17 protein-coding genes are annotated in these 15,087 nt (G+C 61.4%); 4 read left to right on the forward strand and 13 right to left on the reverse strand.

The features are described from left to right. Window positions 1-11: 11 nt before the first annotated feature. From V6943_RS03525 to V6943_RS03585, 13 genes are all read right to left on the reverse strand, one after another. Complete coding sequence (locus tag V6943_RS03525) at window positions 12-1,220, reverse strand: flagellar hook-length control protein FliK (protein ID WP_131649343.1); 1,209 nt, start codon at window positions 1,218-1,220, stop codon at window positions 12-14. Next, window positions 1,217-1,537, reverse strand: coding sequence for a hypothetical protein (locus V6943_RS03530; protein WP_340552622.1), 321 nt, complete (start codon window positions 1,535-1,537; stop codon window positions 1,217-1,219). Before V6943_RS03530 ends, V6943_RS03525 begins: the two co-directional genes overlap by 4 nt. Next, complete coding sequence (gene fliS, locus V6943_RS03535; protein ID WP_131649341.1) at window positions 1,521-1,919, reverse strand: flagellar export chaperone FliS; 399 nt, start codon at window positions 1,917-1,919, stop codon at window positions 1,521-1,523. The genes V6943_RS03530 and fliS overlap by 17 nt, the downstream gene beginning before the upstream one ends. Next, window positions 1,916-3,223 carry a flagellar filament capping protein FliD gene (gene fliD / locus V6943_RS03540; RefSeq protein ID WP_197444832.1) on the reverse strand — a complete coding sequence of 436 codons (1,308 nt, stop codon included), beginning with the start codon at window positions 3,221-3,223 and terminating at the stop codon, window positions 1,916-1,918. Before fliD ends, fliS begins: the two co-directional genes overlap by 4 nt. A gap of 324 nt (window positions 3,224-3,547) precedes the next feature. Further along, window positions 3,548-3,988 carry a flagellar protein FlgN gene (locus V6943_RS03545; RefSeq protein WP_340552623.1) on the reverse strand — a complete coding sequence of 147 codons (441 nt, stop codon included), beginning with the start codon at window positions 3,986-3,988 and terminating at the stop codon, window positions 3,548-3,550. After that, entirely contained in the window at window positions 3,985-4,260 is a 276-nt protein-coding gene (flgM, locus tag V6943_RS03550; RefSeq protein WP_340552624.1) for a flagellar biosynthesis anti-sigma factor FlgM, read from the reverse strand. The genes V6943_RS03545 and flgM overlap by 4 nt, the downstream gene beginning before the upstream one ends. A 271-nt stretch (window positions 4,261-4,531) precedes the next feature. Then, window positions 4,532-4,957 (reverse strand): flagellar FliJ family protein, encoded by a 426-nt coding sequence (locus V6943_RS03555; protein ID WP_131649337.1) that lies wholly within the window; start codon window positions 4,955-4,957, stop codon window positions 4,532-4,534. Then, entirely contained in the window at window positions 4,954-6,285 is a 1,332-nt protein-coding gene (fliI, locus tag V6943_RS03560) for a flagellar protein export ATPase FliI (protein ID WP_181099318.1), read from the reverse strand. The genes V6943_RS03555 and fliI overlap by 4 nt, the downstream gene beginning before the upstream one ends. 1 nt (window position 6,286) lies before the next feature. After that, complete coding sequence (gene fliH, locus V6943_RS03565; protein ID WP_131649335.1) at window positions 6,287-6,985, reverse strand: flagellar assembly protein FliH; 699 nt, start codon at window positions 6,983-6,985, stop codon at window positions 6,287-6,289. Window positions 6,986-6,991: 6 nt separating this feature from the next. Beyond that, window positions 6,992-8,059, reverse strand: coding sequence for a FliG C-terminal domain-containing protein (locus tag V6943_RS03570; protein WP_181099316.1), 1,068 nt, complete (start codon window positions 8,057-8,059; stop codon window positions 6,992-6,994). Next, entirely contained in the window at window positions 8,031-9,704 is a 1,674-nt protein-coding gene (gene fliF / locus V6943_RS03575; RefSeq protein WP_340552625.1) for a flagellar basal-body MS-ring/collar protein FliF, read from the reverse strand. The genes V6943_RS03570 and fliF overlap by 29 nt, the downstream gene beginning before the upstream one ends. A gap of 20 nt (window positions 9,705-9,724) precedes the next feature. Next, on the reverse strand, window positions 9,725-10,045 hold the full coding sequence (locus V6943_RS03580) for a flagellar hook-basal body complex protein FliE (protein WP_131649332.1): 321 nt from the start codon (window positions 10,043-10,045) through the stop codon (window positions 9,725-9,727). A gap of 27 nt (window positions 10,046-10,072) precedes the next feature. After that, window positions 10,073-11,464: a sigma-54 dependent transcriptional regulator gene (locus tag V6943_RS03585; RefSeq protein WP_340552626.1), complete on the reverse strand. Its 1,392-nt coding sequence runs from the start codon at window positions 11,462-11,464 to the stop codon at window positions 10,073-10,075. Window positions 11,465-11,907: 443 nt separating this feature from the next. On the opposite strand from V6943_RS03585, the gene V6943_RS03590 reads away from it, so the two are divergent. The 4 genes from V6943_RS03590 to V6943_RS03605 all read left to right on the forward strand — a co-directional run bounded on the left by V6943_RS03590 (window position 11,908) and on the right by V6943_RS03605 (window position 15,087). Continuing rightward, on the forward strand, window positions 11,908-12,747 hold the full coding sequence (locus V6943_RS03590; protein WP_340553019.1) for a FliM/FliN family flagellar motor C-terminal domain-containing protein: 840 nt from the start codon (window positions 11,908-11,910) through the stop codon (window positions 12,745-12,747). After that, window positions 12,744-13,115 (forward strand): flagellar motor switch protein FliN, encoded by a 372-nt coding sequence (gene fliN, locus V6943_RS03595; RefSeq protein ID WP_131649330.1) that lies wholly within the window; start codon window positions 12,744-12,746, stop codon window positions 13,113-13,115. Before V6943_RS03590 ends, fliN begins: the two co-directional genes overlap by 4 nt. Beyond that, window positions 13,112-13,867 carry a flagellar type III secretion system pore protein FliP gene (gene fliP / locus V6943_RS03600; protein WP_340552627.1) on the forward strand — a complete coding sequence of 252 codons (756 nt, stop codon included), beginning with the start codon at window positions 13,112-13,114 and terminating at the stop codon, window positions 13,865-13,867. Before fliN ends, fliP begins: the two co-directional genes overlap by 4 nt. Window positions 13,868-14,814: 947 nt before the next feature. Next, complete coding sequence (locus V6943_RS03605; RefSeq protein WP_131649328.1) at window positions 14,815-15,087, forward strand: flagellar biosynthetic protein FliQ; 273 nt, start codon at window positions 14,815-14,817, stop codon at window positions 15,085-15,087.

The following is a 15,087-nucleotide window of genomic DNA, read 5'->3' on the forward strand; positions in this document are numbered from 1 at the left end:
GTTGAATCGGGTCAAACCGTGATCAATACATCTCGGGGCCGGCCGCTCTGCCGGCTCTGCTCCTGTTCATGCGGTCGGGCCGCCTGCGGAAGCTCCTCACCGGTCAGCGCCGTACGCTGGCGCTGTTGACCCTGCTGGCCACCACTATCGGCTCCCACCTGCACATTGACCTGAACGAAGTGCTGGCCGACCAGCTCCTGGCGCAGGCGATCGCTGGTCTGTTGCAGCAGACGAGCCACATCGGCATTCGCGGCAGACAGCTGAACGTTCAAACGTCCCGATTCATGGCTGAGCAGGATTTCCATGCTGCCAAGCTCCGGCGGATCAAGGCGGATGGTGGCGCTCTGAATCTTCTGTTGGATCTGCAGATCGACGTTCTCGCGCAAGGCGTGCAGCATCTGCTCGCCCCACTTGGATTCTGGCGCTTGCAGTTTCAGCGCGCGGTCGACGGCTTGAGGCTGTGGCACCTGTCCGCGCTCAACCGTGGCCGTCAGCGGCTCGCCCGCTTCCGCCGGCTCGGCGGCACTCAGCAGCGGCTCCAGTGCCGGCTCGGCCAGAACGTCGGCGGCGAGCTGCGGCGTTGTCGCCGCTTGCGTCAAACCGGTATTCAGCTCCGCCGCCATACGCGGTAAAGGCGCGCCTATCGCACCTGCATCGACGGGTGCGCGTTGCCAGCCATGACCGGCCAGCGCGTCGAAGGGATCGGCCTGGGCCGTCGCCTGCTGCCCCGTCAGGGACTCGGGCAACCATGCAAGCAGCGCATCGGCCTGTTCCGCTATCGATGACGTCGGCAAGGCATCGGAGAGCGGCTCTTCGGTCACGCCACCCAGGCGTGCGGAGTCGCGCGCCTGAATCTCGGTCTGTTGCTGGTCGATCATGCCCAGCAACCACTGCTCGGGCGTGAGCTCGGGTAGTGCGTCGTCGCCCTGTTCGGCCTTCGTGCCCATGGTCAACGGTTCATTCAGTTCGGCTGCCGATAAAGCGGCCTGCGGCGAAGCCGGAAACGCCTTGCCTGAGAGCACGCCTCCCGGAAGCGCTGCATTCGGCAGTGAGCCGCTTTCGCCAGCGATCAGACTCATACGCGCGCCGAAGCCAATTCCCGGCACCGCCTGGGAACCTGTACCCGACTTACCTGCGGCAATGCCACGAGCAGCAACGGGAGTACCACCGGCGTCGGCTGGCGCAGCGGAAGGGTGGGCATTTGAGATCGGCTGGATCATCGCCTGTCTCCGGCTTGGAACATGTCAATTCGCTGATAGGCCGCACGCCCTTCGGCGTACTCCAGGTGGTTCAGTAACAGCAGGCGCAGCCGTTCGCATTCGTCGGTGCAGGCTTGCAGACCTTCGCCGTGAAGCTGCTTGAGCTGGCTTTTGGCGGCGTGGGCCGGCTCGTCGAGCTCCTGACCGGCCAGTGCTTCGAGGCACTGACGGATGGCCTTATCGGCGACCGCCACGGCGCCCCAATCGCTGGCCTGTAAAGCCTGCTGCAGCTGATCGTGCAGCTCCATCAGGCGCGCGCTATCACTTACGAGCGGCACTGACACCCTCCCAGCCTTCACGCAGAATGCCGAGCAGGTTGATGACTTCATCCAGCCCTTCCAGCGACAGCGACACGCTGACATCGGAAAGACGATAGATGCAGTATTCGTAGAGTCGCGCCAGCCCCTGAACCACCTCGCCGCCACCCTCTTCGTCGAGCGCGCCGTTGAGGCCGTTGAGGATGTTCATGCACTTCTCCAGAGAAATGCCCTTCTGCTGATAACGCTTGTGCTCGATATGTCCGCGAGCGCGGGCCAACTCATCGAGTAGGCCATCCATCAGCACCAGCACCAGCTCATAAGGCGAAGCGGAGGCCGCACGGGCTTCGAGGTCTACCGAGCGGTAGCTGTCGTAACTGTCGTTTTGGAGGTAGGTGCTCATCCGAACAATCCGAAGGTCTGCTCCATGCTCTGCATGGTCTGCATCATGGAAGTGAATTGCTTGAGGTAGCGGCTGTAGTGGGTGTCGTACTGCTGCTGGAGGTTCTCGAACTGCTCGTCGATACGGCGCAGGCTCATGTCCAGCGTGTCCATACGGTTCTTCAGCATGCCGTTGGTGCTGCTGGTATAGCTGGCGACGGTCTTGTCGATGCTCTCGAGCAGGTTGTCCTTGCCGGTGAACAGCGCCTCGAAGCCTTCCGGATCGTTGGCGACGGCAGCTTCGAAGCGCTTGGCGTCGATGGTCAACTTGCCGTTGCGATCGGCGCTGATACCGAAATTGATCAGACTGGTGCCACCGAAATCGGTACGCAGCAGGCCATTGAGACGGCTTTCGATGGAACGGATGCTGGAATCGCCGGCCAGGACGCCGCGCGCCGCACTTTCGCTGCCGCTGGCGGTCAGCGAGTCGAAGCTGCCCATCAGCGTATTGAACGCATCGATGAAACTCTGAGCCTTGGCCTGGGTGCCTTCCTTGTCTTGCGCGATATCAAGGGTTAGCGGTGATTCACCGGTGGCATGCGCCTTGGTGAAGGTCATGCTGACGCCTTCAATGACGTTCTCGAAGGTATTGCTGGCATTGGTCAGCTTGATCCCCGAGGCATCCCGACCGAGATATACCTCGGCGTCCGCTGCGGTGGACAGACGAGTAGGGCTGGCAATTGCGGCTTCGACCGCCGAGTTGCCTGAGGCGCTCAGGCTGATGCTCTGTGCGGCTCCGGTTTCCTCAGTAGTCAGGACCAGATTGACCGCACCGTCGCTGCGTACCAGGGTGGCCCGAACGCCGCTGTTATCGACCGCGTCATTGATCGCGCTGGCGAGGCCGTCAAGGGTGGTGATGCCGGTCATATCGACATCGAACGAATCCACACCGCCCTGGCCGATGGTGAGCGTACCGCCGCCCGCTAAGCTGGAGTCAGTCAGGCCCTGCAATGCGATCTGATCCTTGCTGGCTAACTGCTTGACGAAAAAGTCGTAACTGCCAGCCTGCGCGGTGGTGCCAACCGTAGCGCTGGCATAACCGTCCTGGCTAAAGGTCGCTTTATTGGTCAGCATGCTCGAAGTGCTGCTATTGAGCTTGGTGATGGCCGACTTGAAGGTCGTCAACGAGCTACGCAGCGAGCTCAGCGCATCGCGCTGGGCCTTGTAGTTTGATTCGTTGCGGTTCAGCCGATCCAGCGAAGACTGAACTTCGTAGGTCGCCAACTGCGTCGACATCTGCTGTACGTAATCGGAATCTATAGCCATCACCATCCCCTCTTGATGTCTGTTGAGCAAATTGGGTGCCAAGTCGAAAAGGCCGCATTACGGGCGTTCGAGAGGCAGCCATGCAGAAAAAAGGCTTCCGCAACGCGACGTGACGAGGAAACGGGGAAACACCGCTTCCTCCTGTGGCGATGACGGAACGACGCTCTATAAAGGCGACTTGGACGCGCGGTTTATTTAGCGGGCTGAAGACCCATTTGCCATGGGACGCACCGCGCGAGGAATCGGCTCGGCACGATGGCCGGATTTGGCGGGAACGCTACGCAAGTCATTGACTAGCAGCGGACAGAAAGTCTGCGAAGCGGCTCAGTAAGCCTGCGGTGTATAGAGGCGGGCATCCTGATTGCCAGCGAGCAGTTGCTGCAGGATGTCGTGGTGCATGGCAAGAAGCTTGCCGTTGTGCTCATTAAACAGCTGGCACTGCACGGCGAGATCGCCGACCTGCTGCCAGTGTTGCTGCAACGACAAGCCGCGCTCGCCCGAGCAGCTGGACAGCAGGCGGCGCATACCAGCCCCGGTTGGGTCCAAACGGAAAGCTGCAAGCACCTTGCTGCGGCGCTGGGCGCGGGCGGCAATGGCTTCGACGCGAAGGGTGATCTGCAAATTGATGCGATCGATTTCGGGCACATCGCGTTCCAGCAGACGACCGTAGAGCTCCTGCATCAATTCGCGCAGGGCAAGGTAGTCGCCGCAGTCCTGCCGCAGATCGTCATCGACGACTGCGAGCAGTTTGTCCCGTTGAGTCACGCGTCGTTGCTGCGGTGATAGCTGAGCATGCTGCTCGCCAACTGACCGATGTCTGTGGATATCTCGCCGCGCTGCAGCGCCTGCTTGATCGCCGCAACGCGGTCCAGATCGATCTCAGGCATTGCGCGCAAGGCTTCATGCATCTGCTCGAGCGGCAGGCTCTCGGCCGGGCGGGCAGTGGGCTGCGCGGCGGGGCGGACGCTGGCCGGACGAGCAGGAGTCGTCTCGGTGGGGGTCGCAATGGCGGGCTTGAAATGCCGGCTGATTTCCATGTTCTCTTTCCAACTCGGTGGTTACTGCCTAACAAGCGACCGCTCGGACGGAAACCTTAAATAATTTTTCGCACGGCTGACAGGCGGGTCCTTTGCTGCTCACCACAAACAACGACTGGCGTAGGATCGCCCCTCACCCCAACCCTCTCCCCGCAAGCGGGGAGAGGGTGCTGGCCGTGCGGGCTGATTATCGCCGCGGCGGCCTTCTCTCTCCCTCGCCCTTCCGGGGTGAGGGGGCGGAGCCGAGCCGACTCCCGACTTCAAACAACCACTAGGCAATCCGACCCCGCCACCAGCTCTGCGCCGCCAGGCCGTCCTGAATCTTCTGCTCCTGAGCCAGCAACAGCTGCTGCCACTGCTGGATCTTGGCATCGATCACATGCTCGACGACCTTCTCGCTGCGCATGGCCTGCATTAGCTCCTGCTGGATGCGCGCCAGCGCCTGTTCGGCTACAGCCAGTTCGCGGCGCTGCAGTTCGACCATCTTGTACAACGTGGCTTTGTAACGCTGCTGATTATCACGCTGCAACGGGGTGCTCATCGGCACACTGAAGCCACACAGACGGCTCAAACCGGTAATGTTGTTGCGATAGCGCTGACAAAGGTTCTGCTGGTACTGCACCTGTCCAAGCATCTGCTTGACCCGGTTGCTGCGCAGGCTGGCCAGGCGCGAGAGCGTCTCGATCTGCTGTTTCATGGCTTCCTGATGATGCTCTGCAGGAGAGTAAGGCTGGTTTCCAGCTCCGCCGCCTCGCCCACTTCCTGGCGCAGAAAACGCTCGATGGTCGGCGCGAGCTGCACGGAGCGGTCGGTTTTGATGTCCGCTCCGGGCGTATAGCCGCCCAGCGGGATCAGCTCTTTGATCTTCTCGTAGGTGCTGTAAAGCTCTTTAAGCTGGCGCGCCGCGCCCAGGTGCGGTGGCTGGCCGACCTGACTCATGCAGCGGCTGACCGAAGCGCAGACATCGATGGCCGGGTAGTGCCCGGCATCAGCCAGGCGCCGCGAAAGCACGATGTGTCCGTCGAGAATCGCCCGTGCGCAATCGACGATCGGGTCCTGCTGGTCATCGCCTTCGGCCAACACGGTGTAGAGCGCACTGAGGCTGCCGTTGTCGTTGGCGCCATTGCCGGCGCTTTCCACCAGCTCCGGCAGCATGCCGAATACCGACGGTGGATAGCCCTTAGTCGCCGGCGGCTCGCCCAGCGCCAGGGCGATTTCGCGCTGGGCCATGGCGTAGCGGGTCAGTGAATCGACCAGCAACAACACATCGTTGCCCTGGTCGCGGAAGTAAGCGGCGATGCTGTGGCACAGCTCGGTAGCCTTGAGGCGCATCAGTGGCGACTCGTTGGCCGGCGCGACCACCACCACGGCTTTCTTCAGGCCTTCCTCGCCGAGCGAATGCAGCAGGAATTCCTGCACCTCACGACCGCGTTCACCGATCAGCCCGACCACCACCACATCGGCCTTGGTTTGCCGCGTGATCATCCCCAACAGCACGCTCTTGCCCACGCCGGAACCGGCAAACAGGCCCACACGCTGACCCTTGCCCAGGGTCAGGGTGGCATTGATCGCGCGTACGCCGACATCCAGCGGTTCGCTGACCGGCTTGCGCTTGAGCGGATTGACCGACGGCAGCTCGGCAGGCAACGGGTCGCGCCCGCTGAGCTTGCCCAGCTCGTCCAGCGGCTCGCCAAGGCCGTTGACCACCCGGCCAAGCCAGGATTCATCAATGTGCAGCTTGGCGTCATCCGGCGCTGGAAACACTCGGGAACCCGAGGTCAGACCAACCGGTTTCTTGAACGGCATCAGGTAGGTGATGTCACGGTTGAAGCCCACTACCTGCGCTTCGAGCATGCTGCCGTCGCCCTGTTCGACGAAGCAGCGCTGGCCGGTCATGCGCTGGCAACCGAGGCTTTCCAACAGCATGCCGGAGACGCGCACCAGCCGGCCGCTGACCTTGGCCAACTGCACCGTGTCCAGCGAGCGCAGGGCCTCATCGAGTCGGAAGCTCTCGCGCAGGGACATTTCAGGCTTCTGCCTTGATGTGTTCGGCCAGCGTATCCATGCACGAATCCAGACGCTGCTGGCAGCCGATGTCGGCTTCGGATTCGGCAGTAATTACGCGGCACTCGCCGAGCGCCAGCTTTTCATCTGGCACCAGACGCCAGGCCGCCGCCCGCTCGGGCGCCAGTTCCTTGATCCGGGTGCACTCTTCGGGGTTGAGCAGGATGCGCACGTCCTCCTGATCGCCGGGCATGGCCGCCAAGGCTTCCTCGGCCAGGCTCAAGAGCTGAGTCGGATGGAGAGTCAGCTCGCAACGAATCACCTGCTTGGAGACCTTCTGCACCAGTTCCAGCAACTGCTCGCGACGCGCCTGCTCGAAATCGTGGCGAAAACGCTCGACGCTTTCGATCAGCTGATCCAGCGGCCGTGCCGCCTCGTCAAAAGCCTTCCGGCCCTGGGCACGGCCTTCCTCGCGACCGATGGCCTTGCCATCCTCGATACCGCGCTCGAAGCCTTCGCGGTGGCCAGCTTCGCGGCCCTGCTCCAGCCCCTGCTCGTAGCCTTTGTCGATACCTTCCTGAAAACCATCGGCGACGGCGCGTTGCAGCGCAGCCGGGTCCCCGGCAACACTGTCGGACATCTCAGCGGCGGTGCGCACGCGCGGCGGAAAACGGAACGGCCGCCAGGAGCGGCCTTCGCCCTTGATTATCTTGATGCTCATCGGCGCTTACTCGACCGTCTGTTCGCGGAACAGCTGTACCTGCAGATCGCCGTCGGCGGACATCTCGCGGACCACCGCCATGATGTCCTTGCGCACCTGCTCGACCCGCGACAGCGGCACCGGACCTTGGCGGCGGTTGATCGACTCCATCTGTTGCGCCTGACGCTTGGGCATCGCGGCCTGAATTGCCTTGACCAGCGCGGGCTCGGCGCCCTTGAGCGCAACCACCCACTCTTCCAGCGGGATCACCTCAAGCAGGGTTTGCAGTACATCCTGGTTCTGCCGCGAGAGGATGAAGAAGTCATACATCTCGTCCTCGATCTTGGTCACTAGGTCTTCGTTATGCGCGCGCAACAGCTCGAACATCTGGTCACGGTTGCCCTTGAAGCGGTTCATGATGTCTGCCGCCTGCTTGACGCCGCGCACCTGCGAGCCCTGGTTCGAGAGCACCTGCAGGCTGCGGTCGATCAGCTGCTCGAGCTCGGCGATGACGTCGCTGTTGACCTCGTTGAGGTTGGCGATGCGATAGAGCAGCTCGTCCTGCCGCTCGGCCGGCATGCATTCGAGCACATCGGTGGCCATGCCCGGCGGCAGGAACGCGAGGAACACCGCCTGCATCTGCGCGTGCTCCTTGGCGATCAACGCGGCGAACTGCTTGGGATCGAGCCATTCCATCTTGGCCATCTTGGCGCGGATTTCCTCGCCATAGATGGAGTCCAGCAGGCTGCGCGTGATGTCGCCGCCCAGCGCCTTGCCGAGCATGCCCGACAGATAGGTGCGCGAAGCGCCCTTGATGCTGCTCTGCTCTTTGTAATCGTCGAAAAAGCGGCTGATCACGTCGGAAACCATTGGTTGCTTGACGTTGGATAACCGCGCCATCGCCTGGCTGATGCTGATGATTTCTTCGCGAGAAAAGTTGCGCAGGATGCCGGCAGAAATGTCATCGCCCATGCTCAGCATGAGGATCGCCGCCTGGTCCAGCGAACTCACCGAGCGCAGCTGCACCGGGCGCGCCTTGATTTCCTTGCTTGAGCCGGATGCCGACTCAGCTGGCTGGGTTGAGGTCTCTTTCATTGCGGCCTATCCAGTGCTTGATGACTTCCGAAACGCGTTCCGGGTCGTTCTTGGCGAGCATCTGCAAGTGCTCGATCTGTAGTTCCAGACCCGAGCCCGGCGCCGGCAGGCGGATTTCCGAGAGCGGGTTGAGTTCACCGAAAATGTGCGCCCCATCGGTCGCCGTCGGGCGCGGGCTGGTCAAGGCGGCGCGGGTCTCGGCTTCGATAGCGCTTTGCACCGGGGCAGAGGCGAGCGCGCCTTCAAGCGTTTCTGTGACGGGTTCGTCATTGCGCTTTGTCAGGCTGCGTACCGCCGGGCGTACCACGATCAGCAACAGCAACAAGGCGATCAGGCCCGCTACGCCGAGCTTGACCAGCGAATGGATCTGGGTGTTCTCCCACCAAGGCACCTGTTCATTGACGACTTCCACCGCGGCGAAGGGCAGCACGCTCAAGGTCAGCAGATCACCGCGCTCCTGCTTGAAACCAACAGCGCTGCGCACCATGGCTTCAAGCTCGGCGCGCGCCTCGTCGGACCAGCCGCCCTCGGGCGCGGCATCGGCGTTGAGCACCACCGCCACGCTCTGCTGGCGCAGGGCGAAGCCGGCGTGTTTCACATGGACCACACTCTGGTCGTAGTCCAGCTGGCGCGTGGATTCCTCACGCAGGGAGGTCGCGCCCTTGGTTTCGCCTTCGGCCGGCGCTTCCTCGCCTTCCTGGGGCGGCGCCACGGGGCGATTCGCCAACGAGCCGGGAATGCCCAGTGCCAGTTGATCCAGTGCGCTTTCGTTGCTCAGCACCTCGCGACGCAGACGCGGCGTATCGCCATAGGACTGGAACGTCTCTTCCTTCTGGCTGAAATCGATGTCCGCAGCGACGCTGATGCGGTAGTTGCCGTTGCCCAGCACCGGCGCCAGCACCTGCTCGATATTGGCTACGGCCTTCTGCTGGTAATCCTCCACCGCGCCCCAGTTCTGCGCCGGGCCGCCGCCGACATTCAGCCCGCGCGAGAGCAGCGCGCCGTACTGATCGACCACGCCGACATCTTCGGGCTTGAGGTTGGGCACGCTGCCGGCGACCAGATTGACGATCGCGCCGACCTGATCAGCGCCCAGCTTGTAGCCGGGTTCCAGCTGCAGCATCACCGATGCCTTGGCCGGTGCACGCTTGCTGACCACGAAGGAACTGTTCTCCTCCTGTGCCAGGTGAACCCGGGCATGCTGAACGCCCTTGAGCGACATCACCGTACGCGCCAGTTCGCCCTCCAGGCTGCGCTTGAGACGCACGTCCTGAACGAACTGACTGGTGCCCAGCGGCTCTTCCTTGTCGAACAGCTCGTAGCCGGCCGGCATCGCCACCTTCACGCCCTTGGCGGCGAGCAGCATACGCGCATGCGACAGCTGTTCCTCACGCACCAGAATCTGTCCGCTCTGCGGATGGATGCGGTATTGCACGGCCTCGCCATCGAGCACCTGCATCACCTCTGAAACTGGAAAGGCCTCGCCGGCGCCATGCAGCGGGCGGAACGAGCCATTGTCGCGCCACAGGTAGAACGCCACGGCCACGGCCAGCGCGGCGGCGATCACCGCCATGCCGGCGAGCGTTACCCGCGGGTCAAGTTGAAGGCCGCCGGCAGGCAGCTTGCTCTTTAATTTCTCAAGCACGTCTTAGCTCTCACGCCCGATCACAGCGGCATACGCATGACGTCGTCGAACGCCGTGGTCAATTTGTTGCGCACCTGCAGCAACGCGGAAAACGACACGCTGGCCTTCTGGCTGTCGATCATCGCGCCGACCAGATCGTCGCTCTTGCCGCTATCCACCGCAGCCGCTGCCGCGCTGGCGTGATGCTGCTGAGCATCCACCGAACGCATCGCCGCCATGAATACGTTGCCCGCGTCCGGCGCCGTCTGGCTGGCTGGCTTGATGCCCGGGCCCTCGGCGACATTCGCAAGCTGCTGCATCCGGCCCAGCATGTCCTGCTGCACCTGCATGATTGAACTCATCGCTGGCTCTCCCTTGATACGTCGGAATTAGAAATTCAGCTCGATGCCCTGCTCGCGCATGGCATTGAGGCGATAGCGCAGGGCCCGCGAGGTCATGCCGAGGCTGGCGGCGGCCTTGGACTTGTGCCCGTCGAACCTGCGGATGGTGTCGATCACGTGCTGGTACTCGGCCCACTTGCCACTGGCACGCAGGGCAGCCTTGCCCGTCTCGACGATGGGCTGCGGCGGGCGTTCGGCACGCATTTCCGCCTGCGGCTGCGCCGCCAGGCCCAGGTCCTGCGGCTGGATGAACAGGCCGTTACGCAGCACCAGCGCGCGCTGCACGGTGTTTTCCAGTTCGCGAGCATTGCCCGGCCAGTCGTGCTGCAACAGGGCGCGGCAGGCGTCGCTGGTGAACAGCTCTTCGCCGGCTTCCTGCGGTGCGTACTTGGCAACGAAACGGCGGGCCAGCGGAAGCACGTCTTCCTTACGCTCGCGCAGCGGGCTGATATGCAGCGGCAACACGTCGAGACGGAACATCAGGTCCGAGCGAAAGCGCCCTTCGGCGACCTCCAGCTGCAGGTCCCTGTTGGTCGCGGCAATGATTCGGACGTTGAGCTCGATTTCCTTGCGGCCGCCCAGGCGCTCGACACGCTGCTCTTGCAGCACGCGCAGCAGCTTGGCTTGCAGGCCCAGCGGCAGCTCGCCGATCTCGTCGAGCAGCAAGGTGCCGCCATTGGCCAGCTCGAACTTACCGGGCTGAGCTGTCACCGCGCCCGTGAAGGCGCCCTTTTCATGTCCGAACAGGATGGATTCGAGCATCTGTTCGGGAATGGCTGCGCAGTTCACTGCAATGAAGGGAGCATCGGCGTTGGCGGAGAAACGATGGATGTAACGCGCCATCAGCTCCTTGCCGGTGCCGGTTTCGCCGGTGATCAGAATTGGTGCGCGGGTCAGTGATACGCGTTGGGCCATGGCCAACAAGCGACGGCCAGCCTGAGAGCAGGTTACGAAGCTCTCTTGCGCTGCATCGGCGTATTCCTGACGGCGCAACAGGGCGCTGAGCTGGCTGTCGCTGAACGGCGACAGCAGGTAATCCACACACCCCAGCTCAAGCAATGTCGCGGCCTTCTCCTGATCCGCGTACTGCACAACCGGAATGACACTGATATTACGGCCGCGCCGCATCAGCGATTCAACCTGCGTATATAAAGCTTGCTCTTCCACACCGCCGATAAATACAAAAACCAGGGCGGTGTCTTTCAGCGCCGCATTGTCCAGATCGTTCAGGCTTGCATAGGAAAAGACCGCGCAACCTTCCTTGCGCAACCCAGCATTAAGGAAGTCACTACCCGTCTCGGCGGCATTATCGAAAATGATGACTTTCTTGCGCGCTGATGCCGGCGCCGGAGCAAATAGCTCTTCGCATGAGTAGCTCATTGCATGACTAACACTTTTCAATGTGACCACCTTGGCGCTGACGCGCCTGTCGACTCGCTCGAGCACAACGCCGGATTTCGCCGAAGAAAAAATATTTAACTTTTCCGGAACTTCCGTCGCCCTGCCTGTCCAACTCAACCAGAACGAACGACCAACAATAGCTAACTGCCCCGAAACAATGCGCGCACGTTAACAAGCCCTCCAGGAACCGCCCAATCAGTTCCGCTAAAATTAAATCAGAAGCTCGCAAGTTATCTCAAAAAAGGTCATTTGATACTTATTGATTTAATCCTTCCTCGCGCCTATGCCTAGACTGGCGGCACGCTAGAGCCGTGCCTGAATCTCGGGCGCCGCAAAATCCGCCCTGGCCAAATAATCTTCTGCTTATACCCCGTGTTGCCGGCTCGCCGGCCGCGCAAGAACCAGGACATACAGTTCACAACATGTCTGGCAATTCCAAAGTCCATCATGGCGTGCCCGCCCAAAGCCTGACTGTATTGAAACCGCAGAAGCTTGGCCGGCATCATCACAAGATTCCTCAGTTCATAAAAGAAACCACCAACAAGAATCCGCGCTTGATTGGTGACTACTTCCTGCGTAATTACCGTATTAGCCTGGAACTGAGCAAAGTCGATGTGCAGGAGCCCAATAAAAGGCCGCCAGACTGCATCTATCGATCCCCGATGGGGAAAGTCGGTTTTTCCATTGATCGCGCCCTGCTTACCGAGGCTCTAGAGTGTTATTACGGCGGAACTATCGTACCTAGCCAGGACACACCACCGATCAGCACATCCGAACAACGGATGCGTAATCGCCTGGGCCTTGACCTGACTTATATATTTGCGCGCTCGATATTGTCCGGTGAAACCTTTGGCGAACTCGAGCGGTATGAAAATGACTACGAAGAAACCAGCTGGGAGTACGTGGCGGAGTTCGAGTACATCAGTCATCTGACCAACAGCCGCTCGTCGATTTTCATTCATCTGGATACTGATCTGGTCGATGAACTGACCAGTCGACTGGCCGGCCCGCTGCCAGCTCGTTTGACCAGCAATCCGGTCGATCACATCAAGCACCTTCCGGTACGCCTGAACTGCGTGGTCGCCTCGGCGCAAATGCCGCTGTCGCAGGTGCTCGGCCTGCAGCTCAACGACATCCTCATGGTGCGTCCGCTGGATCGCTATGAGGTGCGCATCAATCAGCAGAAGCTTTTCCGGGGGACTGTCTTTGAAGAAGACGGCGCCTTGTTCCTCACTTCACTTGAAAGCGTGAAATCCCAATGACCGGTCAACTGTCCGACAACGAATTCGAGAACCTCATCAACGAGGGTGACCTCAGCCTCGACGCGGCCGAAGAGTCAGCCGTCGCCCCCACCCCGCAGCCGCAGGTACCGCGCCAGGACCTGAGTTTCTTCGGCAAGATCCCGGTCAATGTCACCTTGGAAGTGGCCTCGGCGGAAATCTCGCTGAAAGAACTGATGGAGTGCGACACCAGCAGCGTAATCGTGCTCGACAAAGTGGCCGGCGAGCCGCTGGACGTGAAGGTCAACGGTACCCTGTTCGCCAAGGCTGAAGTGGTGGTGATGAACGGCAGCTACGGCCTGCGCATCGTCGAACTGTCGGGCACCAGTCTGGATGCACTGACCCAATGAAACTGCGTCGCGGGCTGGTGCTGCTGTGCCTGGTGCTGGTCAGCCTGTTCCCGCTGGTGGCTCAGGCTGCCGGCGGTGAGATCACGTTGTTCAACCTGAACGATACCGAGAACGGTCAGGAATTCTCGGTCAAGATTCAGATTCTGATCCTCATGACCTTGCTCGGCTTCCTGCCGGCGATGCTGATGATGATGACCTGCTTCACCCGCTTCATCATTGTATTGGCGATCCTGCGCCAGGCCATCGGCCTGCAGCAGAGCCCGCCGAATCAGGTGCTGGTCGGTATCGCATTGATCGTCACGCTGCTGGTGATGCGTCCGGTCTGGCAGGAGATTCACAACACGGCCCTCGAGCCGTTCCAGAATGACGAGATCAGTCTGGAGCAGGCGCTGGACCTGTCCAAAGACAGCCTTTCGGGGTTCATGTTGGCGCAGACCAACAAGACGTCGCTGGAGACCATGGTGTCGCTGGCCGGCGAAGAAGTGCCCGAGAACCTCGAAGAGCTGGACTTCTCCCTGCTGCTGCCAGCATTCGTGCTGAGTGAGCTGAAGACGGCATTTCAGCTGGGCTTCATGATCTTCGTGCCGTTTCTGGTTATCGATCTGGTCGTGGCCAGCGTGCTGATGGCGATGGGCATGATGATGCTGTCGCCGATGATGATCTCGCTGCCGTTTAAGCTGATGATTTTTGTGTTGGTGGATGGCTGGGCGCTGTTGATGGGTACGCTGACGACCAGCGTGCAGCCGTTTTAGGTGGCGGTGATGAATGCTGCTCGCGCGCGCTTGAATCCACTCATCGGCCGATTTGGTAGGCGCGTAGGGGGACGCCTAGTCCTTGCTCGCACTCAGAGGCTGGCGGCACGTACCTCTTTGTATGACGCCGCGCTTTCCGCGGCTGGGACTACAGGTTTCGCCCTGCTGGGCGAGTCACTTTTTCCAAACGCCGAAAAAGTAACCAAAAACGCTTGCCCCTGCATCCGGGTCTCGCTTCGCTCGACTTCCCTCATTCCATCGCTGCTCCGAGGGTCGCCGCGCAAGGGCCATCCATGGCCCTTCACGGCTCTCGCGGCATCCATGCCGCTCGCCCCTCTGCGCAGCGATTCCATTCGGCCTCCTGAAAGGGGCGTTCGGAGTCGCCTGGCAGGTCGTGCAATGGAAAAGCAAGAAGCTGTGTCGAGCCAGGGTCACTTAACCAATGGCCGTGAAAAGTTCGTAGGGTGGAAAACTGCGAAGCATTTTCCACCGCAAACGGCGCCGCAATCGGTATCGAACCTTGCCCGCGAAAATCGGTGGGTAAGCTTCGCGTTACCCACCCTACATAAGGCCTCTGCAACCGCGTCATTGCACGGCCCAACGGACACCACCGAATCGCCCCTTTCAGGAGGCCGAGCGCAGGTGGCGTGGAAGGGGTTGAGCGGCATGGATGCCGCGAGAGCGGCGTTGGGCCATGGATGGCCCGTCGCCGCGGGCCCCTGGAACGCCACCGGAGCGAGGGAACCCCGGCGCAGCCGGGGCCGGATGCAGGGGCAAGCGTTTTTGCTTACTTTTTTCGCGACTGAAAAAAGTGAGTCGCCCAGCAGGGCGAAACCAATGCCTCAGCCAACCCGGCCAATGGGGACCATTCAGCGAACCCAAAGCCCATACGCTTCGCACGCCGCAACTACAAGCGGCGTGACGACCCTCACCTCCCAGGTGCTCCCATGCTGACCCCCGACACCGCCGTCAATATCATTTCCAACGCAGTCCACATCATCGTGCTGGTGGTCTGCGTGCTGGTGGTGCCGAGCCTGCTCGGCGGTCTGCTGATCAGCATTTTCCAGGCCGCCACTCAGATCAACGAACAGATGCTGAGCTTCCTCCCGCGCCTGCTGATCACCCTGGGCATGTTGGTATTCGCCGGACACTGGATTCTGAGCACGCTGAGCGACCTGTTCATCGAAACCTTCACCCAAGCCGGGCGGCTGGTTGGTTAG

It is taken from the genome of Pseudomonas sp. CBC3, assembly GCF_037967085.1.
Classification (GTDB): domain Bacteria; phylum Pseudomonadota; class Gammaproteobacteria; order Pseudomonadales; family Pseudomonadaceae; genus Stutzerimonas.